The sequence below is a fragment of the Rhizobium sp. WYCCWR 11128 genome, assembly GCF_013416305.1.
In the GTDB taxonomy this organism is placed as follows: Bacteria; Pseudomonadota; Alphaproteobacteria; order Rhizobiales; family Rhizobiaceae; genus Rhizobium; species Rhizobium indicum.
The window spans coordinates 136100-162271 of record NZ_JACCEZ010000009.1; the positions used below are offsets into that span (position 1 = coordinate 136100).

At 58.8% G+C, this 26172-nt stretch carries 29 protein-coding genes; 10 read left to right on the top strand and 19 right to left on the bottom strand.

Going from position 1 to position 26172, the window contains the following annotated elements:
- The first annotated feature begins 179 nt into the window (after window positions 1-179).
- From HX898_RS24740 to HX898_RS24750, 3 genes are all read left to right on the top strand, one after another.
- Window positions 180-623, top strand: coding sequence for a DoxX family protein (locus HX898_RS24740; protein ID WP_180196121.1), 444 nt, complete (start codon window positions 180-182; stop codon window positions 621-623).
- Window positions 620-2218 carry an MFS transporter gene (locus HX898_RS24745; protein WP_180196037.1) on the top strand — a complete coding sequence of 533 codons (1599 nt, stop codon included), beginning with the start codon at window positions 620-622 and terminating at the stop codon, window positions 2216-2218. The genes HX898_RS24740 and HX898_RS24745 overlap by 4 nt, the downstream gene beginning before the upstream one ends.
- Window positions 2219-2286: 68 nt before the next feature.
- Window positions 2287-3267 (top strand): alpha/beta hydrolase, encoded by a 981-nt coding sequence (locus tag HX898_RS24750; RefSeq protein ID WP_180196038.1) that lies wholly within the window; start codon window positions 2287-2289, stop codon window positions 3265-3267.
- Window positions 3268-3413: 146 nt separating this feature from the next.
- Here HX898_RS24750 and HX898_RS24755 read toward each other — a convergent pair whose 3' ends face one another.
- Window positions 3414-4142: an AraC family transcriptional regulator gene (locus tag HX898_RS24755; RefSeq protein ID WP_246697983.1), complete on the bottom strand. Its 729-nt coding sequence runs from the start codon at window positions 4140-4142 to the stop codon at window positions 3414-3416.
- Between HX898_RS24755 and HX898_RS33340 the strand changes: the two genes are divergently transcribed.
- Both HX898_RS33340 and HX898_RS24760 read left to right on the top strand, forming a co-directional pair.
- On the top strand, window positions 4116-4415 hold the full coding sequence (locus HX898_RS33340; protein ID WP_246697984.1) for a hypothetical protein: 300 nt from the start codon (window positions 4116-4118) through the stop codon (window positions 4413-4415). The genes HX898_RS24755 and HX898_RS33340 overlap by 27 nt on opposite strands.
- Before the next feature lie 194 nt (window positions 4416-4609).
- Complete coding sequence (locus HX898_RS24760) at window positions 4610-5443, top strand: AraC family transcriptional regulator (protein ID WP_180196123.1); 834 nt, start codon at window positions 4610-4612, stop codon at window positions 5441-5443.
- 95 nt (window positions 5444-5538) lie between these two features.
- On the opposite strand, the gene HX898_RS24765 is transcribed toward HX898_RS24760, so the two are convergent.
- The 4 genes from HX898_RS24765 to HX898_RS24780 form a co-directional block, all read right to left on the bottom strand.
- A complete protein-coding gene (locus HX898_RS24765) occupies window positions 5539-5832 on the bottom strand; it encodes a type II toxin-antitoxin system RelE/ParE family toxin (RefSeq protein ID WP_180196039.1) in 294 nt (97 codons plus the stop codon).
- Complete coding sequence (locus HX898_RS24770) at window positions 5829-6071, bottom strand: type II toxin-antitoxin system ParD family antitoxin (RefSeq protein ID WP_028739446.1); 243 nt, start codon at window positions 6069-6071, stop codon at window positions 5829-5831. Before HX898_RS24770 ends, HX898_RS24765 begins: the two co-directional genes overlap by 4 nt.
- Before the next feature lie 850 nt (window positions 6072-6921).
- The gene (locus HX898_RS24775; protein ID WP_171598333.1) at window positions 6922-7950 is read right to left on the bottom strand and encodes a PHB depolymerase family esterase; all 1029 of its coding nucleotides are present in this window, start codon (window positions 7948-7950) and stop codon (window positions 6922-6924) included.
- Entirely contained in the window at window positions 7947-8402 is a 456-nt protein-coding gene (locus tag HX898_RS24780) for an NUDIX hydrolase (protein ID WP_180196040.1), read from the bottom strand. Before HX898_RS24780 ends, HX898_RS24775 begins: the two co-directional genes overlap by 4 nt.
- Before the next feature lie 140 nt (window positions 8403-8542).
- Between HX898_RS24780 and HX898_RS24785 the strand changes: the two genes are divergently transcribed.
- The 5 genes from HX898_RS24785 to HX898_RS24805 all read left to right on the top strand — a co-directional run bounded on the left by HX898_RS24785 (window position 8543) and on the right by HX898_RS24805 (window position 13016).
- Window positions 8543-9994: a CHAD domain-containing protein gene (locus HX898_RS24785; protein WP_246697216.1), complete on the top strand. Its 1452-nt coding sequence runs from the start codon at window positions 8543-8545 to the stop codon at window positions 9992-9994.
- Between the two features lie 84 nt (window positions 9995-10078).
- A complete protein-coding gene (locus HX898_RS24790; protein WP_138331109.1) occupies window positions 10079-10534 on the top strand; it encodes an NUDIX hydrolase in 456 nt (151 codons plus the stop codon).
- A gap of 372 nt (window positions 10535-10906) precedes the next feature.
- Window positions 10907-11377 (top strand): transposase, encoded by a 471-nt coding sequence (locus HX898_RS24795; protein ID WP_180196042.1) that lies wholly within the window; start codon window positions 10907-10909, stop codon window positions 11375-11377.
- A gap of 277 nt (window positions 11378-11654) precedes the next feature.
- Window positions 11655-12251: a hypothetical protein gene (locus HX898_RS24800; RefSeq protein ID WP_180196043.1), complete on the top strand. Its 597-nt coding sequence runs from the start codon at window positions 11655-11657 to the stop codon at window positions 12249-12251.
- 498 nt (window positions 12252-12749) lie between these two features.
- Entirely contained in the window at window positions 12750-13016 is a 267-nt protein-coding gene (locus HX898_RS24805) for a DUF982 domain-containing protein (protein ID WP_138331106.1), read from the top strand.
- 204 nt (window positions 13017-13220) lie between these two features.
- Here the strand turns inward: HX898_RS24805 and HX898_RS24810 are convergent, their stop codons facing one another.
- From HX898_RS24810 to HX898_RS24875, 14 genes are all read right to left on the bottom strand, one after another.
- The gene (locus HX898_RS24810; protein WP_180196044.1) at window positions 13221-13823 is read right to left on the bottom strand and encodes a hypothetical protein; all 603 of its coding nucleotides are present in this window, start codon (window positions 13821-13823) and stop codon (window positions 13221-13223) included.
- A 145-nt stretch (window positions 13824-13968) separates the two neighbouring features.
- Window positions 13969-14409, bottom strand: coding sequence for a SyrB-like regulator (locus HX898_RS24815; RefSeq protein WP_138331104.1), 441 nt, complete (start codon window positions 14407-14409; stop codon window positions 13969-13971).
- Window positions 14410-14695: 286 nt separating this feature from the next.
- Window positions 14696-15457 (bottom strand): metallophosphoesterase, encoded by a 762-nt coding sequence (locus HX898_RS24820; protein ID WP_180196045.1) that lies wholly within the window; start codon window positions 15455-15457, stop codon window positions 14696-14698.
- Between the two features lie 422 nt (window positions 15458-15879).
- The gene (locus tag HX898_RS24825; RefSeq protein WP_180196124.1) at window positions 15880-17133 is read right to left on the bottom strand and encodes an MFS transporter; all 1254 of its coding nucleotides are present in this window, start codon (window positions 17131-17133) and stop codon (window positions 15880-15882) included.
- 120 nt (window positions 17134-17253) lie between these two features.
- The gene (locus HX898_RS24830; protein WP_180196046.1) at window positions 17254-17673 is read right to left on the bottom strand and encodes a hypothetical protein; all 420 of its coding nucleotides are present in this window, start codon (window positions 17671-17673) and stop codon (window positions 17254-17256) included.
- Window positions 17674-18196: 523 nt separating this feature from the next.
- On the bottom strand, window positions 18197-19261 hold the full coding sequence (locus HX898_RS24835) for a maleylacetate reductase (RefSeq protein ID WP_180196047.1): 1065 nt from the start codon (window positions 19259-19261) through the stop codon (window positions 18197-18199).
- A gap of 9 nt (window positions 19262-19270) precedes the next feature.
- Window positions 19271-20152 (bottom strand): dioxygenase, encoded by an 882-nt coding sequence (locus tag HX898_RS24840; protein ID WP_246697214.1) that lies wholly within the window; start codon window positions 20150-20152, stop codon window positions 19271-19273.
- Window positions 20153-20169: 17 nt separating this feature from the next.
- Window positions 20170-21228 (bottom strand): SDR family oxidoreductase, encoded by a 1059-nt coding sequence (locus tag HX898_RS24845; RefSeq protein WP_180196048.1) that lies wholly within the window; start codon window positions 21226-21228, stop codon window positions 20170-20172.
- A gap of 4 nt (window positions 21229-21232) precedes the next feature.
- Window positions 21233-22216, bottom strand: a complete 984-nt coding sequence (locus tag HX898_RS24850; RefSeq protein ID WP_180196126.1) for a zinc-binding dehydrogenase — start codon at window positions 22214-22216, stop codon at window positions 21233-21235.
- A 10-nt stretch (window positions 22217-22226) separates the two neighbouring features.
- Window positions 22227-23240, bottom strand: coding sequence for a Gfo/Idh/MocA family oxidoreductase (locus HX898_RS24855; RefSeq protein ID WP_180196049.1), 1014 nt, complete (start codon window positions 23238-23240; stop codon window positions 22227-22229).
- Window positions 23237-23521: a YciI family protein gene (locus HX898_RS24860; RefSeq protein ID WP_180196050.1), complete on the bottom strand. Its 285-nt coding sequence runs from the start codon at window positions 23519-23521 to the stop codon at window positions 23237-23239. The genes HX898_RS24855 and HX898_RS24860 overlap by 4 nt, the downstream gene beginning before the upstream one ends.
- 20 nt (window positions 23522-23541) lie before the next feature.
- Window positions 23542-24297 (bottom strand): SDR family NAD(P)-dependent oxidoreductase, encoded by a 756-nt coding sequence (locus HX898_RS24865; RefSeq protein ID WP_246697985.1) that lies wholly within the window; start codon window positions 24295-24297, stop codon window positions 23542-23544.
- A gap of 15 nt (window positions 24298-24312) precedes the next feature.
- Entirely contained in the window at window positions 24313-25386 is a 1074-nt protein-coding gene (locus HX898_RS24870) for a 2,3-butanediol dehydrogenase (protein WP_138331062.1), read from the bottom strand.
- Between the two features lie 16 nt (window positions 25387-25402).
- Window positions 25403-26170 (bottom strand): SDR family oxidoreductase, encoded by a 768-nt coding sequence (locus tag HX898_RS24875; RefSeq protein ID WP_180196052.1) that lies wholly within the window; start codon window positions 26168-26170, stop codon window positions 25403-25405.
- Window positions 26171-26172 lie beyond the last annotated feature (2 nt).

Consider the following 26172-nt stretch of genomic DNA (forward strand, 5'->3'; position numbering starts at 1 on the left):
TTCAACATAATCGATGGGCAGCGTTCAGATTGCTGCCCACGGAACATTGTTGCGAATATCGCAAGAGAATCTAAATTTTTGATGCAATTGTTGGCGGCAATCTTTGCGGCCAATATCGCTCCATCTGATGGAAACAACGCCGCCGCATGGACGAAGCGGCCAACATTGCAGGAGCCGACATGACTGATCACTCCCTCTCTTCCAACAGCTGGCGCCCGCGTATTGCCGGGGTCGTTGCCGCACCCGTAACCCGAACCTTTGCGCTCCTTGCCCTGTGCGCGGCCTATATCCAGGGGCCGCTGACCAAGCTTTTCGATTTCCAGAGTGCGATCGGCGAGATGGAGCATTTCGGTCTTCATCCGGCTGCCTTCTTCGGGGTCGCCGTGATCGTGTTCGAACTGGCGGCCTCGGCCATGGTGGTGTCGGGGATCCTTCGCTGGGCCGGAGCGCTGGCGCTCGCCGGGTTCACGCTCTTTGCCACCCTAATCGCCCTTCGTTTCTGGGAGCTGTCCCCAGGCATGGACCGCATGATGGCAACCAACGCCTTCTTCGAGCATCTCGGGCTCGCTGGCGCTTTCATTATTGTCGCCGCAAGTGATCTGACCAAGGGAGCTGGCAAATGAGCACTACCAAATCCTCCGGGGGCAGCTTTGCTCCCCTTGCCCAGCCAGTCTTCGCAGTTCTTTGGGCTGCAACCGTCCTCGGAAATACCGGCAGCTTTATGCGCGATGTCGCCAGTTCCTGGCTCATGACCGATCTATCGGCCTCGCCGGCCGCAGTCGCGCTGGTACAGGCGGCGGGAACCCTGCCGATCTTCCTCCTGGCAATACCTGCGGGCGTGCTCACCGATATTCTCGATCGTCGCAAGTTCCTGATCGCCGTGCAGATCTTGCTCGCGTCAGTCAGCGTAAGCCTCATGATCCTGGCAAATACCGGCATGCTTTCGGTCAGTGCGCTGATCGGCCTGACGTTTCTTGGCGGCATCGGCGCCGCGTTAATGGGGCCGACCTGGCAGGCGATCGTGCCGGAACTGGTGAAAAGAGAGGACGTCAAGAGCGCCGTCGCGCTCAACTCGCTCGGCATCAATATCGCCCGTTCGATCGGGCCAGCTGCCGGCGGCCTACTCCTTGCTGCCTTCGGCGCGGGCGTCACCTATGGCGCGGATGTTGCGAGCTATCTCGTCGTCATCGCGGCGCTCGTCTGGTGGCCCCGGGCAAAGAACGCCAATGATGCGCTGGCTGAAGGCTTCTTCGGCGCGTTCCGTGCAGGCCTGCGCTACACCCGCGCCAGCAAGCCCTTGCATGTCGTGCTTTTGCGCGCGGCGATCTTCTTTGCCTTCGCCAGTGCCATCTGGGCACTCCTGCCGCTCGTCGCCCGACAATTGCTCGGCGGTGACGCAGGCTTCTACGGTATCCTGCTTGGCGCCGTCGGCGCCGGCGCGATCGGCGGCGCATTGCTCATGCCTAAACTGCGCGAACGCTTTAATGCCGATGGCCTGCTTCTTGGTGCCGCTATTATCACAGCACTCGTCATGGGCGCTTTGTCGCTCGCGCCGCCGAAATGGGTCGCCATCATTGTTCTGCTCTTTCTCGGAGGCGCTTGGATCACGGCCCTGACCACACTGAATGGCGCAGCGCAGGCCGTGCTTCCGAACTGGGTCCGCGGTCGCGGCCTGGCGGTCTATCTCACCGTCTTCAATGGCGCGATGACGGCAGGTAGCCTTGGCTGGGGCGCCGTTGGTGAAGCTGCCGGGGTGCCGGGGGCGCTGCTGATCGGCGCGGTGGGACTGCTCGTTGCGGGCTTCATCATGCATCGCTTAAAGCTGCCGGCAGGCGACGCGGATATGGTGCCGTCCAACCACTGGCCAGAACCCTTGGTCGCCGAGCCTGTCGCCCATGACCGTGGACCTGTTCTGATCATCATAGAATACCACGTCGAAAAACATCATCGCACAGCCTTCCTGCATGCGCTGGATGACATGTCCCACGAGCGGCGGCGGGACGGCGCCTACGGATGGGGGGTGACGGAAGACTCCGCCGATCCGCAAAAGATTGTCGAATGGTTCATGGTCGAATCCTGGGCCGAGCATCTTCGCCAGCACAAGCGGGTTTCAAATGCCGATGCTGACCTACAAGGCCAGGTCCTCGCCTATCACTCAGGAACGGACAAGCCGGTCGTACGGCATTTCCTGACAATCAACCGGCCGGGGGCGGCCTAGCAACGCGGGAGAGCGGCATCCTCCACTACCCTCGAATCATAGCCGTTAAAGGATCACGGTACGCGAAAATGACCGAGAACTTCCCCTCCATCACCCGCCGCAGCGCATTGCTTTCCGGAGCTGCCGCCGCAGCCGCCATGGTACTTCCCGCATCGTTTGGCCTGGCGGCCAACGCTGCTTCGACCACCACCTCAGCCAAAGGAGATAATACAATGGGCTACATCACCACCAAGGACGGCGTCGAAATCTTCTACAAGGATTGGGGTCCGAAGGATGCCCAGCCGATCGTCTTTCACCATGGCTGGCCGCTCTCCTCGGACGATTGGGATGCGCAGATGCTGTTCTTCCTGGCAAAGGGCTTCCGCGTCGTCGCCCACGACCGTCGTGGTCACGGTCGTTCGGCACAGGTTTCTGAAGGTCACGACATGGACCACTATGCCGCCGATGCCTTCGCCGTGGCCGAAGCGCTCGACCTGAAGAACGCCGTTCATATCGGCCATTCAACCGGCGGCGGGGAAGTTGCTCGCTATGTGGCAAAATACGGCCAGCCGGCCGGCCGCGTCGCCAAGGCCGTTCTGGTTTCAGCCGTTCCGCCGCTCATGCTCAAGACCGAGACAAATCCGGGCGGCTTGCCGATGGAAGTGTTCGATGGAATCCGCCAGGGGGTGGCTGAGAACCGCGCGCAGCTCTTCGTCGATTTTCCCACTGGTCCGTTCTATGGTTTCAACCGCCCTGACGCCAAGGTCTATCCGGGCGTTATCCAGAATTGGTGGCGGCAGGGCATGATGGGCAGTGCCAAGGCCCATTACGATGGGATCAAGGCCTTTTCCGAGACCGATCAGACGGAAGACCTGAAGGCAATCATTGTTCCGACGCTCGTTATGCACGGCGACGACGACCAGGTCGTGCCCATCGACAACGCGGGCAGGCTGTCCGTGAAACTGGTCCAGAACGGCACACTGAAAGTCTACAAGGGTTATCCGCACGGCATGCTGACAACCCACGCTGACGTCCTGAACGCCGACCTCTTGGCATTTATCCAAGCTTGATTGGATCGTCCGGGTGTGGCTGTCTTCGCCGCACCCGGATCCGGCCGAACAAACCCGACGAAGCTGGCTGTCACTCAGGACAGTCCTGAGCGTTCTGTTCCGAAGCTGAGCTCAAAGCCCCGCGGCGCTGCTTGACGGCTTTTTTGTTAGTGTCGATTACGCAAGCGCCAGTCCGCAGGAGGCACTCCGGCGGCCTTCATGAAGGCTGCGACGAATTCATTTTCGTCCGGAAACCCGCACTCTGCAGCGATCCGAGCAATAGTTTCACCGGTTCTGCTCAGTTGCGATTGGGCTCTGCTCATTCGATATGACGCAATCCAGTCCGAAACAGACTGCCCGGTCGTGCTCAAAAATCCGGAACAGAGCTCATCGACTGAAAACCCGCACGCTTCGGCGATCTCATCGACCGGTGTGCCGCCCGATAGGTTCGCAGCTATGTACGCCTTAATGCGCTTTTCCTGCAGCGGAGACAGCTGACCGGTGCCCGACAGGTGCTGGATGGGGGACCGTCCGTAACGATGCGCAAGATGGGCACTTAACGCCAATCCGATATGAGGAAGCAGTGTGTCTCTGACCTCGTCCGGCATGTCGAACATCGGCATCAGCGCACCGCCGATGTTGCGGACCACCTGATCGTTAATCCCGCGGCAGGTCGTGAGGTCATCAATACGCGGCTCGCCTGCTTCCTCAGCGAGCTCGATAAAAAGCGCGCTTGGGATATGAAACGCGAGTGCTTCGAAGCGGCCACGAACCGAAATTGCGGCGCCATTCCTCAGACTGATGAGACACATAGAACCTCTGGAATAGGTCTTCAGGGGCGTCCGTGCTCCGTCCGGCAGGATGTCGCAATGATCAACGTCAACGAGATAGAGCATGACCAGAAAAGCGTCATCAGCTGGCAGGAAGATTGTATGTTCGCCATTGTCATAGGAGTGCTCGAGATGGACGACAGCGAGCTTGGCTTCGCAAAGAGGCCTGATTACCAGCGTCCTTACGGCATTAATCCCAAAACACGCCGCAATTCTCTCACTGACCGTCAACGCTTCACTCACATGTGTCTCGATCATCCTGGCTGGGAACTGTATAGCCGTCCCGACGAGATGCTGCGCTTCAAAGTTTCCTACACAGATTTCAAACGGCAATATTGAACAAAAGGATCCTCGCGGGGCCGATTTAACAAATTGTCGTGAGGCAACTTAGCGTGGGAAAGCTACCAAGCCGGCATGTCCCGTGTTCGAGTGTCTAAAAATGAAAGAAGTGCGTCGTGGTCCAAGTTCTCCCCCTCCGCCACCAATCTTCCACTGGAAACGCGACCGACGGGTTCGGGTGCTCGTTGAAGCAGTTGTCGATCAACCAAAGCCTACCTGGTTCAGACATCGATATCTTTCGGAAGGCGACAGTCAACACTCAACTCGATCAGGTCATGACGCCGGCAAACGATCGGGGGTTTGTCGTCGGGGTTTCCTCTCTCGGTGGCCACACGCGGCGCATCTTCCACAAACATCATGCGACCACCCACGAATTTACCGAGAACTCGATCTATATTCGCGATTTCTCGGACGCCTACAAGGCGGATCTCCGCGGTCCTTTCGATTTCGTGTTGTTTGAAATTTCACCTGCGTCCCTCGGCAAGATTGCCGATGATGCTGAAATGCCCGGCGTGACGTCGCTGTCAGTTGAAACCGCGTCAAAAGATATTGTGCTTGCCAATCTCGCTCGGGCGCTGATCCCGGCACTCGAAAAGCCAGACGAAGCCAACGCGCTGTTCGTCGAGCAAATGACAACGGCCATCGGAACCTACCTGGTCCAGCGTTATGGCGGCCGGCCAACGGTAGCCTCTGATAGGTCGGGTAGCCTTTCGCGGACGCATGAGGATCTGGCGAAAGGTTTGCTTCTTGAGAACCTCGACGGCAACGTGTCAATTTCCGAAGTCGCGCAGATGTGCAATCTGTCGCGCGGCTATTTCATTCGCGCTTTTCGTGAGACGACCGGTATGACGCCCTATCAATGGGTTCTTCGTGAGCGAATAGACCGCGCCCGCAACCTCCTACGGACCTCAAAGACTCCACTCGCCGAAGTGGCCATCGCCTGCGGCTTCGCGGACCAAAGCCATTTCACGCGCGTCTTTGCAAGTATCGTCGGCACCACCCCTGGCAATTGGCGGCGCAACACCTGATCCAGACGAGCCCTCTTGGAGATTTTCGAACCGGAAGCTCTTGACCCGATTCGAACCTGAGACACACCAAATCCCACAGTTCCATCCGAGGTGCGCTAAATTGATTCACTTGCCCAATCTTCATGCGCGTGGCGAATTCGTATTACAAAAATTGTCTCATCATCTTCGATCCGATAAACGATTAGATGAGCTTTGAAGGGATGAATTCTAACGGGCGGATCAATCTCATCCCGTTCGCGCGCGATGCGCGGATTGACAGCTATCAGATCAAATAATGCGAAAAGTTCATCGTGGTATCGGTTTGCCTGGCCTGCCCCGAACATGCGGACACCATGTTCGGCGATCGCAATAATGTCCTCTTCCGCTTCGGCAGAAAGCTTAAAACTCATGACTTGCTGGCACGAGCCATCGCTTCAGCAAAGAGTTCATCCTTTGATCGGATGCCGACACCACTTTGGAGCCCGGCCTCGACGAAGCTTTGCATGGCGGCGATCTTGTCGTTTCGCGTCTGGTCGCGTCGGATCAGGTCGCGCACGTAGTCGCTAGCATTCGAATATCGCCCGGTCCTGGCCTGGGCCTCCACCCAATCCTTCATCGGGCCTGGAAGAGATACGTTCATCGTGGCCATTGATAACCTCCATTTGAAGGCAACATAACCGATTTTGGCAAAGTTTGTCAAAGGCTAGAACGCCTTTGATGAGATGCGGACCACTTCATCTCGATAGCATAACCTTCAACGACTTAGCGACGCGTCGAGGCATATGGCGATTTACGGAACCAAGCACTTTTCCGCTATGGCACGTCACTATGCGGCTGCAGCAGGATCGCGCCTTTCCGTAGCAAATCTCAGCCGGGGCGCGAACGACGCCGGAGCGTAGCACCATAATGTAACAACATGATCACCCGCCGTCATGAGGGCACAAGCGCCCCTCTGTGGCGGAACGAAGCACGTAGCAGCACGGATGCGATTTGCACGAACAGTCCGTGCACGAGCTTGGACATTGAACGCGAGCGCCGCTTCCTCACTTCGTTTTGTTCAACTCGACAAGATCTCCGGACACCTTGATAGTGATCGTCGCCCGCGGGACTCCGCCAGGGCCCAGAAGGCTGCCTCGAACTCCCCTCGACGCCGGGCTGGACAAGGCCCTTCTTAAGGCCGTCGTGTAGCCGTGGCCCTCGGCACGGAAGGCCATAGTTAATCATCTCGCCTTCGGCCGTCCAGCTGTAGGGCGCCATGCGCGTTTGATAACCTGCGGAACTAAACAACGCCTGTCGTCTACATCGCCCCAACCTCTAGGTACTGAGAGATTCGAGCATGTGGTTTCGGAAGTCCCATCGGACATGTCTGATTCCGTGGACTTTGGATTCCGATCGGCACATCGTTGCCAATCCGGTATCAAAACGGGGAGAGGGCCGCAGGTCAACGACCTTGCGTTAACGGGAATAGACAAAATTTGGCCTCGCCACAGCGTTTTCGACTATAGCATAGGTCTCTTCAAGCCCCATAGTCGCAGCAATTCTGCTGGAGCCGAAATCTCTGCGGCAAAGACGTAAGGGTCTTCAGATCGTCTCGACTTCGTAGCGTCCCGCATTTTGATTGGAAGCCCGTGCCCCATGTTCCTGACCGAATAGAAGGCCAGCTTCAGACCGTCTGCGGCCCGCCACGATTGCAATCTGCCCCACGGTTTTTCCTCCGCACGTCCGCTGCTTTCGTCGATGCCCTGGACTTCGAGCCACTGTGCTATGCATGCGCTCGCGTTGACCGGGTTCACAGTCCTATCGTCCATGCCCTGCCAGATCGTTACCGCGGGCCACGTCTTGACCTCGGAAGAGATCTTCGTAACGGCTCGGCCCCAGCCGCCTGACGGCGGCGTCACGCCCGACTTCATTGCTCGTAACGCGGACATCGCATCTCGGGCCGATCCGACGGGCATGCCGGCAATAATCGCGGCGCCTGCGAACAATGGGGGATAGTTGGCAACGAGCGCGGCCGTCATCGCCCCGCCTGCAGACAGTCCTGCGATAAAGATCCTCGAGCGGTCGATGCGATGTTTTTCGCAAGTATGTTCGATCATCTGCTTGATGGAGAGCATCTCTCCACGGTCTCTGGCGACGGCGCTTGGGCGGAACCAGTTGAAGCATCGTTGCGAATTATTGGCGCTTCTCTGCTCAGGATAAAGGAGAACGAAGCCGCGGTCTTTTGCGAGTTTGGAGAAGCCAGCGGCACTATCCAGGCTTTCGGGTGTTTGTCGGCAGCCATGAAGCACGACCACAAGTGCGGGGTTTTTCGGCAGCCGCGCTGTCGGCACGAAGGTTTTCATGATTAGGCGGCCGGGATTGGTTCCAAATGCGGTCGTCTCGACCAGAGTCGGTTTCCCGGCACGGAGTGTCGGCGTCGCGCGTTTCGCCTTGTTTCGCGGCGCCTTGAGGGCCTTCTCGATCAGCCTGCTGAATTTCTTCTGGGATTTGAGGACCCGGGCTAGCGATTTGCCGAAACCGACTTTCATACGCCCACGCACTCGAGCTGCGACAACAGCATCCGCAAGCCCGGCTGCGCTGCTTCCCGCAGCGCGGTTTCCAAGGGGAACCATCGCGTCTTTCGGACATCCTTCTCCGGAAACTTGTCCGCGATCTTCGACACCTGGAGGAGATGCACGGCCACGTGGTACCGGTTGGAACTCGTGTCCTTCCGGTAAGAAAACGTACCGAACACGGTCTTGTCGACGACGCCTGCGACCCCGGCCTCCTCGAACGCCTCTCTCAGCGCCGCGGCGCTGCTGACCTCACCACCTTCGACGTGCCCCTTCGGAATGCCCCATCGACCGTTCCGTCGGCTGCCTACAAAAAGGATTTCAACTCCACCGTTTTCGTTCCGACGGTAGCACAGAGCACCAGCCTGTGCGACATCGCGACCAGACATGGTTTTCGTAAATTCGGTCTGGGCGTTTTCGTTGAGCATCGTCCGCCTCCGGTTTCGAAGCCCGCGCAAGCTAGCTGGGCGACGTTCGAGAGTCCAGTTTGCTTCATCACCTCGTGACGCGTCCGAACTATGACAGGACCTCCAGCGTTGATGAGCGTCCAATCAGAATGGAGCCTGCCTTGCCAACAGAAATCGAAATCAAGCTCGACCTCTCTAACGAAGCCCTTGAGAGCCTTTTGGGTTCCGATCTTCTCGGAGAGCCTGACGACGCACTGCAGCAGTCATCGACCTACTTCGAGACGGATGATCGTCGGCTGTCGCAGAAGGGGTTCTCTCTGCGCATCCGCTCTACCGGCTCTTCCCACGTCCAGACTGTGAAGGCATCCGGGCCGGCGAAATCGCTGTTTGTCCGTTCGGAATGGGAGACTCCCATTGAAGGCAAGGAACCCGTCCTCGACCATACGAGCCCTCTCATGAGAGAGTTCGGACCGGAACTTGAGGTGGAAGCCGCTTTCACCTTGTTCATTGAGCGCCGCATCTGGAACATCGAGTTGAACGGCTCTCGGCTGGAGGTGGTCGTCGATCGGGGAGACGTAGTGTCTGGCAACAGGCGCTCGCCTGTTCAGGAAATCGAGGTCGAACTGAAGGACGGGGATCCGAAAGACCTGTTCGTCTTCATTCGCAAGATCGACGCGATCGCACCTTTCCGGTTCGGCATTCAGTCCAAGTCCGAACGGGGTCTCGCGCTTCTGGACAGGCTGCAATTCATGTTCAAGGCAGAGCGCCTCGATCTCGAGCGAAACATCAAGGCATCTGCCGCCTTTCGAGAGATCGCCACGTCCTGCTTTCGGCAGTTCCGTCTCAACGAAGAGATCCTTCTCCAGCGACGAAATTCCGAAGCCCTTCATCAGGCGCGGGTAGCCCTGCGGCGTCTCCGCTCTGCGTTCTCCCTGTTCAGGCCGCTCCTGATGGGCGACGAGCCGAAAAGGATCCAAGAGGAACTTCGCTGGCTCGCTGGCGTCCTGGGCGAAGCGCGTAATCTCGACGTCCTGCTGATGAAAGCGAAGGACTCCGACCTTAGGGCCAAGCTCAAGGATGCCCGCAACAAGGCCTACGGCGACGCTGTCGAGGCTCTAGAATCGGCGAGAGGGCGCGCTCTGATGCTCGATTTCAACGAGTGGCTTCAATGTGACACCGATCGCGCCGGCGGCGGTGGCGCAACTTCTGAGGACCCGCCAGCTTCGGAGTTTGCCGCGAAGGCCCTCGAGAAGATGCGTAAGAAGCTAAAAAAGCATGGCAGTGCGCTGGCTGAGACCGACGACGAGCATCGTCACCAGGTTCGCAAGGACGCGAAAAAGCTTCGCTACGCGGCCGAGTTCTTCGGATCGCTGTTCGACGACAAGCGCGGCGCCCGTCGGTACCGGAAATTCATCGTAGCGATGGAGGCGCTGCAGGACCATCTTGGAGCACTAAACGATCTGGCAACCGGACCGGACGTGCTTGAGCAGCATGGACTGGCCGACCACCCTGCTCGAGATTCTGTCGTTTCCCACGAGGACAAGAATACGTTGATCCGCATGGCGCAGTCCTCAGTAGATGAGGTCATCGACACGAAGCGCTTCTGGCGCTGACATGAGGACGCCATGAACCTTAAGCGAAGGAACCTCGGTCTAGCAGGCACGGTCGAGAACGTCGATGAACATCGAGCAGACACGATGAATGAGATTGACGTCTATCCGAAGCCGATCCAGCAGTATGGTGCATTGTGTTTCCGAAACACACCCAAGGGGCCACAGGTGCTTCTCATCACGACGCGGGAGACGAGACGTTGGATGATCCCGAAGGGCTGGCCGATATCAGGTTTGAAGCCGCGCAAGGTGGCAGAACGTGAGGCCTGGGAGGAAGCTGGCGTGATCGGGAGGGCGAAGAAGAAGCCCTTCGGCGAGTTCCTCTATGACAAGCTGATGCAGGACGGAAGTGGAGCGCGACCGGTCGTTGCCGTCTTCCTACTGGAGGTCCGCCGTAGCCGAAAGCGCTTTCCAGAAATGGCGGAGCGAGATTCCGTGTGGCTGACGCCGTTTGAGGCCGCCCGCCGCGTAGAGGAGCCGGACCTTGAGCGCCTGCTGCTGAAGTTCGGACGAATGGTCGAGCGCGGGGGACGACTTCCCTAGCTCGACGGTCGCGGATTTTCGATCTCGGGAATTCCGGTTCCGCCTTTCGTCAGCCACGAGTTCCTGGAATGTGAACTTGTCTCTACTTCTCCAAGCTAGCTTCGACCTTCTTGCGGCTGTTGCCGACTTTTTAACAGTCTCCTTGACCTTCGACTTCGAGACCCGCTCTTTTTCCACCTCGTACCGAACCTCGTGATCCTGTCCTCCTTATAAGTTCTCGAAGGCGATCTGATAGCAAGAGGCAGGCGCACGTCATCGCAAGCCTTCTCTTCGGCGCAATCCCCGATCTATCCGCAAATTTGGAGATTGGTGTTAGTGTTGACTCTGGAGATCACTCAGCCGAAAACAGGCCGTGGCTAAAGAGGAATACTGATGGCTGACGAGAACAACATAGGACCGGCTGCTGTAATTGAGACGACGGACGCGGACGCAAAAACACCTGCTGCCAAGAAGCAGAAGCCGCCACAGAGCCAGAAGACAACCGTCGAACCGGCGCAATCTGCATCAAATGCAACTGCCGCAAAGTCGCAGGCCTCTAAGCGAAGGTCGTACAGCGAGCAAGAAAAAACCGGCAAGCTCAAGCTGATCGAGACGCAAGTCACCGAGGGCAAAAGCACCCTCAAGGACGCGATCAAGAAGGTCGGCATTTCCGAACAAACCTACTATAATTGGAAACGGACTGGGATGCCCGTAGTTCAAAGGAACGAGAAGCCTGTTCCGGCCGGTGATGAGCTGGCGGATCTTGTGCAGCTCGAAAAAGAGAACCAGAGGCTTCGCAAGCTTCTGGCGGAAAAATTGCGTTCGGAAAACTCGCAGCTGCGCAAGAGGCTCGGACTGAGCTAAGAATCGGCCACCCAGGCGGTCATTTTTTCCATTGGATCCGAACGGTTTCCACCCCAATCCCGGTATTTAAGGCCAACGACTGCGCGAAATTCTTCCGCTGGCCCGCTCCTCAAAAAGCCCGTGTACTCCGTACGGTATTGTTGGTGCGAAGTATCGTCGCTATCTCGCGCGGTGGCTAGTTGAAGCGCGCTGCAAGGCAATATATGGGTCCGGGGGCGGGAACGCAGTGGCGCCGGTTGGTGCTGGCTGCACGCGATTTACTTGAGGTTGAAACCGGATGAAAACGCCACAACGGAAATTCATTGTCGAATTCAAATCGGGTCGACGAGCGACGAAGGGGCAAACAAACTCAATTTGGGGTGACACTGATCTCAAGGCTTTTAATCGAGAAGTGGAAGATAAGGCGCCACATCCGTTCAATTCAAATGCGGCACATGGTCTGCCTGACGAAGGCGGAGACATGGCACCTGATGCGATGAATTCGGGTTCCGCGCGCGAACACCAAGGCGAGGCCAATCTTGCAGAAGCTTTGATAGCATCGAGCGACGGCGCAAAGGTCGACGTGCCAAAGCAACATGCGACTACCATTCCGACTGCCAAAGTTGTTGCGCAGGTGCAGGAGAGCCAGACGGTTTTCCAGCCCGAGAGAATATCAAACGGCACTCTTCGAAAGCGTGTTAGGCGCGGCCCCGTTTCGACGGGGAAGAGCAAGCCCCGAAGCACGAAATCCGTGACTGCTCGGGTTGCGGTTTCCTTCGAGGAAGTAACTGCCCTCGATGCAGAAAACAAGCGGCTCAAGAGGCTACTGGCAGAACAGCTTCTTGCACAGAACTTGCAGCTCACGAAGATGCTTGAGCGCTTTGATGTCGCGTAAAACTGCCCCGGAAAATGGCTGTCGCGCCAGATCCGAGCCTGATCGGCAATGAGGGTCGAGTGCTCGCCTGATGAGGGCACACCCTGCCGCGTCATCGACGATGTCTCTTAGGCGGCTCCGCCTCAAACGTACACGGTCCGCTTTTGCGTAAGACCTCGACAGGGTTTCCAGGAAAACCCTCGCAATGCGTCGACAGAGGATTGATTCGCGAGTCCGTTTGTGAATTCGCGCACTAACGCGCGATGATAGCCGTGGGGCTATCATGTAGAGCCGCCGTCGCGGGGGGCTTCCGTCTGGATTTCGTCGAGCCTTCGCGCGAACAGGCACCGCGTGCTGCGAGTGGTTTGTCGCAGATCGAATTTCAATAGTCATCTCGGCTGTGCCGCCGGTTCTCGGGACCTCGTTCATCGGTCACACAATCTTCAATTCCAAATTTTAAAGCATGCTCATATATTGCGGCAGGGATTGCAGCGTCAGTACCTTGAGGGGTCGAGCACAATGTGCTGGAATACATCGTCGGCATTTGCGCCGGTCGGGCTAGCTCTGCACGGTCCGGCAACGCACAAGATCGTACGCACGCTCGGCGACGCAGCGCATATCCTGATTAAGGATTGGCCATCCGATGAGGGCGAAGAATATGTCGCCGCCGTAAAAGCCTGTGTCGATGCAATTAGCGGGCAGATTGCTCCGGAACAATTCCGGGAAGCGCTTTTGCGTGCGGCCGATGAAGCGGGTATCGCTGCTCTAACTGTCGTTCGCCGATGACCACCAGTAGGAAAGCGGCGGCACAGTCTCAGCTGCCGTTGTTTTGCTGAGGGTCGAGCCCCCGGATCTAAGCAGCGAATGCCGCCAACGACAGTTTATATCTAAGGAGACGGATTGAAGCGGAGGATCGTCTCAGAAGCTGGCGTCAATGTCGACCTCCGCTTGTCCGCCAACCGGTTCGTCCAAGCCCCGCCAGGAGCAGGCTCACGATCGGTCGAATCGCTCGAGCATCTTTTCAAGCTGGACATTCTGCAAATGCAGCTTTTGCGCTAACTGACCTCTTAGTTGCCTGATCTCCTCGTCCACGCTTGCCACCTCATCGAAGAAGCTTTCACGAGAAGACGAGGATTGAGCACCTTGATCGCTATTTGCGACGTCAGTGCTCTCCGAACCCCTATCGGTTCGGGTTTTCTTCGCGCGTCCTTGCCGCCCTGAGGGTGGTGTTCGCGGAGACATTTTGCTTGTCTTGCCTTCCGGCGCAAACCTATGCGCATCAGTACCGGATCGACTGACCGCATAATCTGCCGGCGTCTGGACCTCTTCAACATCGACTGGCGGCGAGACTGCTCGGGCGACGCCGGGATCGCCGTCGGCTTCATTTGAAGTCGTCCTCGCCACGAGATCAACAGTTGCGTTCTCATCGTGGTCCCGACGACCCGATGCTTCCGTTGCGTCTGACGAAAGCGCCGACGTTTGCCCCGCGCCGCTTTCGCTCGCTTCGGTATCGGCACCAACGCCACTCTCTCGTGCTTCCACCGGCCGTCTTCGCGACGTCAACTGAGCAAGGAATTTCCATGGTGATTTCATAATGCTTCAACCTCGAGCAATCTGCACCACGACGTTGCCGCAGCTTTAGATCCGGGCTCGTGACGTGAGCCCGGCGAATTTCTCTGCTACCGAAGATGTAGTGGCTGAGGTCGATCTCGCAACCGCCTCCGCTATTTATGGTCGATCAATCGAGCGCGAGCCGCTTGCGCAGGTCGGCATTTTCCGCGCGAAGCTTATCTGCCAGGGTTTTGCGGAGCCTTTTATTCTCTTCTTCGAGCTGAATAAGATCTGCCATCTCATCCATAGACGAAACAGGCGCGCTCACGGTCGGCTCGGTTTGTTTCGGCGCCCTCTTCCTTCCGGTTTGCTTGACGGCGTCCTTCCCAGTGCTCTTGCTCGTGACTTGCGTTTCCCCCGCCGTCAGCTTCGCTTCCCCGGTTTGCTCGCCACGCGTCCTGCGACCGCTCGGCACCTTTGCCGTCTTCGCAAGAGATGCGGCTGCCGTTGCTTCGGCGGCTGCCTTCTGGCGTCGCGGTGCGCGCTGCTTTTTAGGCGCCGGCACTTTCGCCGTCACATCCGTCTCTGCAACCTCGGACTTGAGCCCCGTATCGTTCTCGTCAGCCATCAATCGTCTCCCTCTAACGGCAAGAGTTCTTTTCGGCTGAGTGAAAGGGGGAGTCAACATGAACGCTAAAGATAGCTCGCCGTTCTGAAACGCAGCTCTACTGCTCATATATATATATATATATATAAAGATCGGCGAAGAAGCGGAAGCACTCTCGCTCGCCTTGAAACGGTTCGAACCGCCGGCACGCCTTTATGATCTAAGTAGCCTTCTGATTTATCTGAGATACTGTGGCGTAACGCCCTACTATGGAAACCATTGAAACTCGATCTCCTTCTCTTGTCGATTAGTCGGGCCGCCACTCGCCGACCTGGATGGCACCGGTTGCGGTTAGTTCGGTGCATACGAAATGTGAAAGCTCATCGCGCCTGATTACGGCGGCGCTCAGCCGGCCAGTCCGATATGCTCCGGTATCCAAAGCTATGCGATTCGAGTAAACTTCGGGTCGCAGCGACTTCGTGATCGTGTGACCGTGCAAAACCACATGGCCAAAGACGTCCATGTGGTCGAGGAAGCCCGCCCTGATCCAGCGCAAGTCGTATTCGCTTTGATTTGCAAGCTGAACACCGGGACGTATTCCAGCGTGAACAAAGCAGAAGCGCCCGATCTCCTTGAATGTCAGCGCGTTTTCCAGCAAGTCCGCATGGTGGGGGAAGACGCGGCGGATATCTGCGGCGATGTTCTCGAAATCAGGCACCGGGCGATTGGAATATGCGCTCACCGTTGCGACGCCTCCCCAGTCCATCCAGTTGACGGCGTCCTCATGGGTGAGAGCGCCACGAAGGAGTTCACGCAGGTAAAAATCATGGTTGCCAAGGATCAGACGAGAACCCGGATAAAGGTCGAGTGTCGAATAGACCTGATCGAGTACCTTTGGACTGTAAGGGCCGCGGTCGATCAGATCGCCTAGGAAGATCACGACCGGCTTGGATTGATGATCACTCGAGGCAGCCGCGATGTATCCAAGCATGACCTCAAGAAGATCGGCGCGTCCATGGACGTCGGCAATGGCATAGATGTCGGACGGTAAGCTCTCGGTTGTAGTCACTATTTCTTCCTGCAAGTAAACATAGTGTGCGACGGTTTCCCTGGTGCTTGCAAGATATCGAGACTTGGAGCGGCGGGGACGGGACCAGGGCCAAGCCTTGGTGGTGGCAGCTCCTATAGGCCATGTCGGCCATGACGCGCCATCAAAAGTGAATGTTGGCGTGAAATTTCCGACCTGTCTTAGCCTGATTTGGAATGTCGTGACAGGATCACGTCACGCGCTAATGCGGCCTACGCCAGCACTGGCTTATCTCACTCACGTTCCGCTTGTTCTGTCCGTCGCTGTGGCAGAGCCGAAGATAGTTTTTGCCCTGATCCGATCGCCACCAGGGCGTCTCTTCGCCCCACGAGAAGGCGCTCATCCCCTGATCTTTGGTTAGCGAGTTACGGGGTGAATTGTTGCGGGGCGAGAAATGCCCCTGTTCACGTCGCCAACGCCTGCTGCCTCCGCCGCAGTCTGGGCCATAGGATCATCCAGCTCACCAAAGCAAGGTTGACGCAGTTCCAAAGGAAGCCATGCAGGAAAGCCAGGCGGTAAGAGCCGGTGGCATCGAAAATGTAACCAGCGGCTAAGCCCCCACAAGCCATGCCAAGTACGGTCGCCATCAACACCAGGCTAATACGGATACCTGCCTCACGTGGCGGCAAATATTTACGAATAATCACGGCATACATCGGAACTATGCCGCCTTGGAATAGCCCGAACAGGCCGGAGATCACGTAGAGCGACGACTTGCTGCTGAAAAACAGATATAGCAGCAGCGCTGCCGCCTGCATTGAGGAACCGAGGATCAACATCGGCCCGGCACCGATCCGATCGGCGACCGCCCCGGACGCCAATCGGCTGACCACACCCAGTCCAAGCATCAAGGCGATGATCTGCGTGCCCACCGCCACACCGTAGCCGAGATCCCCGCAATAGGCGACGATATGGACCTGCGGCATCGACATTGCCATGCAGCACGCAAAGCCCGCGACGACGAGAACGGCCTGCAGCGCATTTGAGCTCAGACCCAGTTCGTTGCGTGCTGCTTCGGTTGCGGCCTCGGCCTGGACATAGGTTCCGGTCTGTAGACGCCGCTTCAACAGCAGACCGATGGGCACCATCACCAGTGGGATGAAAATGCCGATTCCGACATGGGTTGCACGCCAGCCCTGGGTCGTCTGAAAATACTCGATAGCCATCGGCCAAACCGCCCCGGAAAGATAGCTGCCCGAGGCCGCAAAGGCGACTGCGAGGGCACGGTGCTTGCTAAACCAAAGAGAGAGGTCGGATATCAGCGGCGCGAAGCCGGCAGCTGATCCAAGGCCGATTACAGCTGAACAGGCGGCGAATTGCCAGATATTGGTGGTAAGGGCGGCCATGATGTAGCCAATGCAAAGCAGGAACGCCCCGATCAGCACCGGCACAACGATGCCGACCCGATCGGCCAGGCGACCCATCACCACCCCGCCAAAGGCAAAGCCAAGCATCGTGCAGGTATAAGGAAGCGAGGCACCGCCACGCACCGTGTCGAACTCGACTTGCAGGGTTGGAAGAAGCACCACGACGGACCAATTGCCGACGCAGGCAACGGTGCCGAGAATGAGCGTGAGTACCAGCCGCCGCCAGGCATATCCAGAGTCGACGTCGCCAGAACCAGCCCCACCTGCCGCAGCCATCTTCTTTTCAAACATGGCCACGGCGAGAACTCCTCAGGGTCCGATTATGAACTGAACGCTCTCGCCTAATGCCAAGTGCATCCGTCTCGTATGACGAGCTTCGGCGCTTTGAATACCTGTTTGATGGGCCCTTCCTCAAGCCCCCGCCATCATCACTTTTAATCTCGCCGCAATCGTCGCAATCTCCGGTGGCGAGGCATCGGGCCGCTTAAGCTCCGCGTCGAGCAGTACCGGCACGCTCGCCCCTTCCGGTAGCGCCGCCAACGCCATCCCGCGCTGACCATCGAGCCAATAAGGCTCTTCCTTCCGACCAAAGTGCGACAACGTCAGGAGCGGCTTGCCCTTGCGGTCGGCGCCGTATTGGAACTGCACATACTTGCCGGTCAAGACCGGGTTGATTTGGGCCACTTTGACTTCCCGAAGATCCAGCCTGGTTTCCCGCCGCGCCAACCGGCGACTGCGATCGCTTTTGAAGCCCCCTGCAAAGAGGACAATCCCGCCTGCCGCGACCCCTAGCACGATGGCACTGTCCACGAGCGTGCGGTTCCACAGCATGTCCAGCCAGTCCTAGCGACAACGCCGCTCGCTGCGCGATGTATTTCAGGCCGAGTCGCTCGGTCGCGAGCTTGCAGCCCGCATCCCAGTCTTACCAGTATTCATTGGCAAGAGTGGAGAACGTATTCAATATAGTTATAGAATCGCTGGAAGCCATTGCAGTTTTTCCTATTACAAACGGCGCCGCAAGCGATGATGCTGCAACAATTGCGGAATATTTCAGCACAGATCTACGGCTCAAGCCGCGATGATCATGGCTACGCATATTATCATCCTCCCGTGATCGCTCTCCATCCGAGCGATTAATGCGATTTCATCTTAAAAACTTGGCGTAGAATGGAAACGGCATATTTATCCATTTTGGATTTCTAGTTCCGCCGTTCCGTTGTATTCGTGAGATCTCTCGCACGACGACGACATGAGCTGCTTGCGATGCAACCCCGATGCCGAGCGGAGTAGCTTCGGCTATCGTCGCATTCGTAACTCGGTCTCGGAGCCCAGGAGTATAAGATTCCATCGACGATCACTGGAATGCTGGCGCCTCGCCACGATAGGCGCGGGCAAGCAGGCTGGTGAGGGCATCCTTTTCCAGCGCCCGCGGGTTCCAGTAAGGGTTTGCCATTGCTTGTTCGACGGCTGCTTCGACACCGTCCTTGGGCATGCCGAGGGATTGCAGCGACATGGTCGCACCGAGCCCGGATGCGAGATCGTAGAGGCCGGCAGCGGCATCTTCGGAGCCGAGCGCCCTGCTTATCCGTTTCATCGTGTCAGGTGTTGCTGTACTGTTATAAGCGACCGCGTGCGGCAGCACGGCGGTATGCATCGGCGCGTGCGGCAGGTTGAACATGCCGCCCAACGTGTGACAAAGCTTATGATGCAGCGCCATGCCGACGGAACCGAGGCAGACACCACACAACCACGCGCCGTACAGAGCATCGGCGCGGGCACTTTTGTCCTGGGGATCGTTTCGAACGAGCGGCAGAGCACGCGCAAGGGCGGCGATGCCCGCTTCCGCCATCATCGAGATGATCGGGTTGGCCTCCCGAGCATAAAGCGCTTCCACGGCATGGGCGACGGCATTGATGCCGCTCGTCACCGACAGCGAGACCGGCAGCGTCAGAGTCAGGTCGACGTCGTAGATGATCACTTCGGGAAGAATGCGGGGATCCGATTTCGTGACCTTGCGGCCGTTCTCGGTCTCACCAAGGATCGGCGTCGCCTCCGATCCGGCATAGGTCGTGGGAACCACGATCTGCGGCAGATCGGTGCGGAAGGCTATCGCCTTGCCGAGGCCGGTCGTCGACCCGCCGCCAATCGAAACCACGGCGTCGGCTTGCAGCTTTTCGACGACCTGCATTGCCTCGGCGGTGACTTCAATGGGCGTATGCATCGTCGCCTTCGGATAAAGTCCGGCAACGCGAGAGCCCAGATGCCGCGCAATATCGTCGGCCTGCGCGGCTTGTTCCGGCGTAGAGAGAACCAATGTGCGACGAACGCCCAGCCTTTCGGCCTCTTCTGCAAGCCGAGAAATCGTTCCATTGCCGAAGATGACGCGACCGGGATTTGCGTTGTAGACGAAATTCTCCAATTCGCCCTCCTATCGTGTCTGCGCTGACGGCACGAGCACGAAATCGAAATCCGAACGCCAGAGCGTGTTCCCATGCTCGACGCGCTCGAACGGTGCCACAAGCGTCTTTTTGACCCCGAAGACGGTGTCTGATTCAAGGTAGGGGTCGCCGCCGACGAAAGTGTGTGTCACGAGCTTTTGAAAGCCATCGGCGCGGACCATGTAATGCATGTGCGCCGGCCGGAACGGATGTCGCCCAAGGGCCGCGAGCATCTTGCCGACCGGCCCATCATCGGGGATCGGGTACGAGACCGGCTTGATGCCGACGAAGTTGTAGGCTCCGTCCGGGCCGGTGAGGAATACGCCGCGGTTGTTCCATTTTGGTTGGAGATCGGGCTGCTGAACGTCGTAATAGCCTTGGGCGTTGTCGGACCAGACATCAATGCGCGCTCCCTCGACGGGATTGCCATCGAGATCGAGGACGCGCCCGATGAAGAGACAGCTTTCGCCCTTGCGATCTAGGCAGATCTGGTCGCCCATCTGGCGTACCGGGGCGCCCTCCACATGGAAGGGTCCGAACACCGTGTTTTCGGTCGCCCCTTCTGGCCGTCTGTTGTTGACGGCATCAACCAGCATCGAAAGGCCGAGCGTATCAGAAAGGAGGATGAATTCCTGACGCTCCTGCCTACAGATCTGGCCAGTACGGGTCAGAAAATCGACACCGAATTCCCACTCCTCCTGGGTGAGTTCGATCTCACGCGCAAAATTATGGAGATGCTTGACGAGACAGGCCATCACTGCGGCAAGGCGCGGGTTGATATCCTTTCCCATTCTGGCGTTGACGGTCTCGATCGAGTTTTCTTCCGTGAAATAGTCAGTCGATGATATCGTTTTGCGCATGGTCTCAGTCATCAATTCCTCCTTCAACTTCACGGGATGATCCGATCCGCCCGCAGGCGGTCGAAGGCATCGGTGAAGGATTGGGTCGTGTCCTGGTAATCCATGAAGCCGAGTTTCCGGCTCCGGCCCATGTCGTTGAAAGTCTCGACCTGCCGTCCGAGGTCGGCGTCCGAATGCCAGAACGACGCGACGCGCGACAGCGCGTTGGGCTGAAGGCGGTACTTCCTGACCATCTCGTCCCAGATCGCCTCCGCATCCGCCATCTGGCTTTCGAGTGGATTGGGCACACCGGGATAGGCCGCTGCCTCGATATCGAAATAGGCGGCAATTCGCGGCCAGAGCCACTTCCAGCGAAAGACCTCGCCATTGACGACGTTGAAGGCCAGATTGGCGGCCGCTTTTGTCGTTGCGGCCCATTGCAGGTGTCTCGCAAGCAGGCGTGCATCGGTGACATCGGTCGCGGCCTGCCATTGTTGTGGCGAGCCGGGGAAAATGAAAGGCCTGCCGGTCTCCCTGCAGATCGATGCATAGACGGCGAGTGTCGCGGCCATGTTCATCGCATTGCCGACAGCATAGCCGATCAGCGTATGCGGCCGATGGATGGACCAGGTGAAGCCGTCGCGCGCCGCAGCGGCGAAAACCTCGTCTTCCTGTACATAATAGAAATTCTCGCCGGGCAGACGTTCCTGCTCCTCGCGGAACGGCGTTTCCGGCTGCGTCTTCGCATAGGATTCGAACGGCCCGAGATAGTGCTTGGTGCCGGTGGTCAGGACGACATGCTCGACGCTGCCGCCTTGCAAACCGTCAAGCACGTTGCGGACGATCGCACCGTTCACTCTGCAGTTTTCGACCTCCGTTTCCTGGCGTGCCCATGCGGTGATGAAGACGTGGCTCGGTCTTGTCCCGACCAGCGCACCGCGGACCGAGTCCGCATCGACCAGATCGCATTGCAAGGTTTCGACGCCGGCGATCGGGCTGACGGACCGCGACAGGCCGGAAACGCTCCAGCCGCCTTCCGCCAGCAGATACTGCGCAAGATTACTTCCGGTGATGCCGGTCGCCCCGACAATCAGTGCATGCTTACTCATTGGCTCAACCATTCAACAGGGTAATCTTGATGCTCTTCGTCGGATCCTGTCCGAATGCAAACGCCTGAACGGCGTCCGTGAGGGCAAAGTCGTGGGTCTGGATCGGCGACAGGTCGAGACCGGTCTTTTCGAGAAAGCGAATTGCTGCGGGCCAAACGCCGGGCGATCCGATGCATCCGCGCACCGTCAGGTTCTTCATCTGGATCTGGCCGATGACGACAGGAACCTTGCGACCGATATTGATGCCCACCATCGACATTCGTCCGTCTTCCCGGGCGTAGTCGAAAGCGGCGGCGAGAGACGCGTCATGGCCGGAAGCCTCGATGACGAGATCCGCGCCTGCGCCGCCGGTCAATTCCCGGATTTTGTCGGCTGCTCCGCCGTCGGACGGATCGATGGCGAACGCGGCGCCGAGCCGGATAGCAACATCCCGCCGCGACGCGAGCGGATCGACAACGATGACGCGTGCGCCCATGCCGATGGCAGCAGCCGCCGAGACCAGTCCGATCGTTCCTCCGCCCGAGACGACGACGGTTTCGCTGGCATTCGTACCGCCCGAGCGGAGCACGGCGTAGAAGCCGCAGGTGAATGGTTCGATCAGCGCCGCCTTCTTGTCATCGACAGCATCGGGAAGCTTGTGCAGCCATTCCGGATTTACCGCGAAATACTCACGATCGGCACCGCTCATCGAGAAGCCGAAATGGTGCAGCCGTTCAGGCGTCCGCACGACGCATTCGCCGACGACGCGATCTCCCTTTCTGAAGCCCGTGACGTTGCGTCCGACCTCGACGATTTCACCGCTCCATTCGTGACCGGGGGTCACGGGGTACGAGATCGGGATGATGTAGCGGCCAGCAAGCAACTCGTAATCGGAATGGCAGATGCCGACAGCCCGTGTCTGGACCAGCACCTCATTCGGCGAGATTTCAGGCACGGCCGCATTGACGATGACCGGCTTTTCCGGGGCCTCGAAAACAAGAGCCTTCATCATGTCCTCCTCAGACTGTTTCGACGGCACCCGTCCCGGCAGAGCGGACGATTGCCTCGAGCAAAGCGATGTTGTTGATCATGTCTTCGCCGGTGATCGGATAATCCGCCTTGCCGCGGACGGCGCGCGCGAAGGCGCGAAGATTGTCGCGCACAGGCTCGGCCGGAGGAACCTCGCGCACCGTGATCGGCTTATCCTTCCAGCCTTCTGTGACGATCCAGCCATCGGGGGCCTCGACATGCGCCTTGTCGCGCACCTCGATCCAGCCGAGGGTACCGTAGATGGCGAAACGGGAGACGAAGGGCGTCGCCAGCGTTGCCGATACATAGGCAGATCCGCCATTCACGAAGCCGATATGGGCGCTCATCGTATCGCCCTGCGGGATTTTGGAAGCCAGATTCTCGCAGATCACCCGTACGTCCCTTGCCGGGCCCATCAGCTTGACGGACAGATCCGTCAGATGGATGCCGGTCGCGGTCATCCCGCCTGCCGGCGCCTGATCGGCCTTGAGCCGCCAGTTCGACGGATCGAGGCCGAGGAATTTGTCGTGGCTGAAATTGGCTTCGATCTGCAGCAGCCTGCCGAGCTTCCCCTCAGCAGCGAACTGAAGGATCTCCGCGATCGGCGGCTCGAAGCGGCGTTCGTGACCCATGCCGAGAACCAGGCCGGCGTTCCGGCACAGGCCGACCGACTTTTCAGCACCTTGGCGGGTCAAGGCGAGTGGCTTTTCGCAGAAGACATGCTTGCCTGCGGCCACGACCTGCTCGATCTGCTCCTGGTGCAGTGCGTGCGGCGTCGCAAGAACGACGGCTTCGATCGTGTCGTCGGCCAGCGTTTCTGCGAGATCATGCGAAAACTGCAGCCCGAGTTCGGCCGCAAAGGCTTTGGCCTCGGGGCTTGGATCGACCGCGCGGACGAAATGCATTTCGGCGCCGCCGGCATTGACGAGGCTCGCCATCTTCTTGCCCCACCAGCCGAGGCCGACGATCGCGGCAATGACCGGCTTTTCTTCGACCACGGTCATCGATTGTCCACCCGCTTGCTGAAGGGATGGATATTAACGGTCTTCCAGACGCCCGCCTTGGTGAATGGGTCTGCGCTGTTGAAGGCGACAACCTCTTCCTTGCTGTCGGCTTCGAACAGGAATAGCGAGCCGATCATCGTTTTGTTGTCATCTGCAAGCAACGGACCTGATATGACCGTTTTCGTCTTTGCACTCGACAGATAGGCTTTGTGCGCGTCGTAGTTCGCAAGGCGCTTGTCGACCGCGCCCTCGTGGTCGAGGCAATGAACGATGTAATGCATTGTAGTGTCCTTTCAGAAAATCAGGCGATCGAGTAGCCGCCGTCGACCATCAGCACATGGCCGGTTATGCCGCTGGCGGCGTCGGAGAGGAGGAAGGCGACGGCGGAGGCAATTTCCTCCGGCTTGATGAGCCGGCCCACAGGCGTGTCGTCCAGCCATTGCTTCATCACCGCCGGCTGGGTGCGTCCGACCTCCGCCAGCATGACGGTGTCGGTATAGCCGGGGCCGACAGCATTGACGCGAACGCCCGAGCGCGCCCATTCCGCCGCAAGAACCTTGCACATATGGGCCACACCGGCTTTCGACACGTCGTAGCCGACATGCAATTCGGGACGAACGGCCTTCATGCCGGCAATCGAAGCCGTCATCACCACCGCCCCCTGCCCGCTGGCAATCATGGCGCGTCCGAAGGCCTGGACCGTCCAGAAAACGCCGTCGAGATTGACGGACATGACCGTCCGCCAGTCGGCCTCGCTGTGCTCCAGCGCCGGCCGCTCGTAGGACATGCCCGCATTTGCGAAGATCCCGTCGAGCTTGCCGAATTTATCGGCGACGGTCGCAGCCGCCGCCTCCACGGAATTCTTGTCGGCGACGTTGAAGGTGATGCATTCCGCCTTGCCGCCCGCCGCGCGAACGGCATCGCGGGTCTTCTCGACCGAAGCGGCACGATCGGCGGCAATGACCGTCGCGCCGAGAGACGCGAGGTAGAGGCACGTGGCGCTGCCTATTCCGCCTGCGGCCCCGGTGACCAGGATAGTCCGGCCGCTGATGTCCATGGGGTTTCTCATGGGTCAGGCCTTCATGTTGACGAGAATTTTCATATGCGAAGCCGCAGGATCGAGAAGTGCCTCGAAGCCCTTCTCGACGACGTCTTCGGGGCGGATCTGTGCGGTGACGATCTTCTCGACCGGGAAAATTCCAGAGCCGATCATTGCCGCAATTCGCGGCCAGATCTGCACCGGATAGCACCAGGTTGCCTCGACGGTGATGTCCTTGAGGGCCCAGAGCATCGCGTCGATCGCCGCCGGCTTGACGTGCAAGCCTACCTGAACGACCGTTCCCTGCCGCCGCACTGCCTTTGCGCAGAGGTTGAGCGAGGCTTCGGCACCGACGCATTCGAGCGCCACGTCGACGCCGACGCCTTCGTCGGTGTGTTCGCGGAAGAGCTTCTCGGTGTCCGTTTCGCGCGGATCGAAAACGATCGCCTCAGGGACCAACTGCTTGGCGAGAGCCCGGCGGTTCGGATTGAGTTCCGAGACGAAAATGGTGGTCGCGCCGGCCGCCTTGGTGGCGAGCAAAACGAGCGCACCGATCGGTCCGACGCCGGAGACGAGTACCGTGCTTCCGGCCTCCACACCGCCCCGGTCGACGCCGTAGAGCGCGACGGCGGCAGGTTCGATCATCGCAGCCTGGACATCTGACACGCTGTCGGGAACGGGGAATACATTGTAGCCGTTGACGACAGCGCGTTCGCCCATGCCGCCCCAATCCCAGGAGAGGCCGACGCAGGCCATCTTTTCGCTGAGATGAAAGAGGCCGCGGCGACCGTAATAATCGTCACGCGGGGAGATCAGGGGCTGGATCGAGACACGTGAACCGGGTGACACATGCGTGACGTTCTTGCCCACCTCGATGACACGTGCGGAAAACTCATGCCCGAGGATCTGCGGCAGCGTCGCGCCGGAATAGACATGCGGCGTTGCCGGGGTAACGATCGGACCGGCGATATACTCGTGCAGATCCGTGCCGCAGATGCCGCAGACCAGCGGCTCGATGAGGACCATATCGTCCCCCAGCGGCCCGCTCGGCGCCGGAACGTCCTCGACGCGGATGTCCTTCTTTGTGTAGTATCGTACGGCCTTCATGGGTATGTCCTTCTGATTATTGCGCAGTGTAACCGCCGTCGCAGACAAGGCTGCTGCCGGTCACGAAACGGGCTTCGTCGGATGCGAGGAAAAGTACGCAGTTGGCGACGTCGACGGGCTCGCCAAGCGTGAGAGGATGCTTCGATTTCATCATATCGAGATAGTGGTCGGGACCACCCGGATAGGTCTCACCCGCCTTCATGAACAATGGCGTCTTGGTGGAACCGGGATGAACGGCGTTGATCCGGATGCCGAAGGGGGCGTAGCAGATGGCATCCGTCTTGGTCATTGCCAGCACCGCACCCTTGGTGGCGTGATAGGGCGGCAGGTCGTCGTTTCCGATCAGTCCGTAGATCGACGAGAAATTCACGATGGAACCTCCCTTCGCCGCCATCATCGGCTTGACCGCATGCTTGGTGCAGAGAAAAACGCCGCGCACATTGATCGCGAAGATCCGGTCCCATTCATCGACGGTCACGTCATGCGCAAGTTTGTTGACGCCAGTGACGGCGGCATTGTTGACCAGAATGTCAAGCTTCCCCCAGGCCTTGACGACCTGCTCGATTGCCGGTGCCACCTCATCCTCTTTCGAGACGTCGACCTTGTAGAAGGCTGCCTCTACGCCTGCCTTCCGGATGGTCTCCGCGACATGCGCTCCCTGCTCCGCGACAACGTCGAAGATGGCGACCTTGGCGCCTTCCTCGGCGAACCGGTGGCAGGTTGCCTCGCCGATGCCGGTGCTTCCACCGGTGACGATAGCGATCTTATCCCTCAAACGCGACATCG

Bases quoted from the DNA above. Each gene is read 5' to 3' on its own strand.
- HX898_RS24740 (WP_180196121.1), top strand. From the start codon at position 180: ATGACTGATCACTCCCTCTCTTCCAACAGCTGGCGCCCGCGTATTGCC.
- HX898_RS24745 (WP_180196037.1), top strand. From the start codon at position 620: ATGAGCACTACCAAATCCTCCGGGGGCAGCTTTGCTCCCCTTGCCCAG.
- HX898_RS24750 (WP_180196038.1), top strand. From the start codon at position 2,287: ATGACCGAGAACTTCCCCTCCATCACCCGCCGCAGCGCATTGCTTTCC.
- HX898_RS33340 (WP_246697984.1), top strand. From the start codon at position 4,116: ATGATCAACGTCAACGAGATAGAGCATGACCAGAAAAGCGTCATCAGC.
- HX898_RS24755 (WP_246697983.1), bottom strand. From the start codon at position 4,142: ATGCTCTATCTCGTTGACGTTGATCATTGCGACATCCTGCCGGACGGA.
- HX898_RS24765 (WP_180196039.1), bottom strand. From the start codon at position 5,832: ATGAGTTTTAAGCTTTCTGCCGAAGCGGAAGAGGACATTATTGCGATC.
- HX898_RS24770 (WP_028739446.1), bottom strand. From the start codon at position 6,071: ATGGCCACGATGAACGTATCTCTTCCAGGCCCGATGAAGGATTGGGTG.
- HX898_RS24775 (WP_171598333.1), bottom strand. From the start codon at position 7,950: ATGAAAGTCGGTTTCGGCAAATCGCTAGCCCGGGTCCTCAAATCCCAG.
- HX898_RS24780 (WP_180196040.1), bottom strand. From the start codon at position 8,402: ATGCTCAACGAAAACGCCCAGACCGAATTTACGAAAACCATGTCTGGT.
- HX898_RS24790 (WP_138331109.1), top strand. From the start codon at position 10,079: ATGAATGAGATTGACGTCTATCCGAAGCCGATCCAGCAGTATGGTGCA.
- HX898_RS24795 (WP_180196042.1), top strand. From the start codon at position 10,907: ATGGCTGACGAGAACAACATAGGACCGGCTGCTGTAATTGAGACGACG.
- HX898_RS24800 (WP_180196043.1), top strand. From the start codon at position 11,655: ATGAAAACGCCACAACGGAAATTCATTGTCGAATTCAAATCGGGTCGA.
- HX898_RS24805 (WP_138331106.1), top strand. From the start codon at position 12,750: ATGTGCTGGAATACATCGTCGGCATTTGCGCCGGTCGGGCTAGCTCTG.
- HX898_RS24810 (WP_180196044.1), bottom strand. From the start codon at position 13,823: ATGAAATCACCATGGAAATTCCTTGCTCAGTTGACGTCGCGAAGACGG.
- HX898_RS24815 (WP_138331104.1), bottom strand. From the start codon at position 14,409: ATGGCTGACGAGAACGATACGGGGCTCAAGTCCGAGGTTGCAGAGACG.
- HX898_RS24825 (WP_180196124.1), bottom strand. From the start codon at position 17,133: ATGTTTGAAAAGAAGATGGCTGCGGCAGGTGGGGCTGGTTCTGGCGAC.
- HX898_RS24830 (WP_180196046.1), bottom strand. From the start codon at position 17,673: ATGCTGTGGAACCGCACGCTCGTGGACAGTGCCATCGTGCTAGGGGTC.
- HX898_RS24840 (WP_246697214.1), bottom strand. From the start codon at position 20,152: ATGACTGAGACCATGCGCAAAACGATATCATCGACTGACTATTTCACG.
- HX898_RS24845 (WP_180196048.1), bottom strand. From the start codon at position 21,228: ATGAGTAAGCATGCACTGATTGTCGGGGCGACCGGCATCACCGGAAGT.
- HX898_RS24850 (WP_180196126.1), bottom strand. From the start codon at position 22,216: ATGAAGGCTCTTGTTTTCGAGGCCCCGGAAAAGCCGGTCATCGTCAAT.
- HX898_RS24855 (WP_180196049.1), bottom strand. From the start codon at position 23,240: ATGACCGTGGTCGAAGAAAAGCCGGTCATTGCCGCGATCGTCGGCCTC.
- HX898_RS24860 (WP_180196050.1), bottom strand. From the start codon at position 23,521: ATGCATTACATCGTTCATTGCCTCGACCACGAGGGCGCGGTCGACAAG.
- HX898_RS24865 (WP_246697985.1), bottom strand. From the start codon at position 24,297: ATGGACATCAGCGGCCGGACTATCCTGGTCACCGGGGCCGCAGGCGGA.
- HX898_RS24870 (WP_138331062.1), bottom strand. From the start codon at position 25,386: ATGAAGGCCGTACGATACTACACAAAGAAGGACATCCGCGTCGAGGAC.
- HX898_RS24875 (WP_180196052.1), bottom strand. From the start codon at position 26,170: ATGTCGCGTTTGAGGGATAAGATCGCTATCGTCACCGGTGGAAGCACC.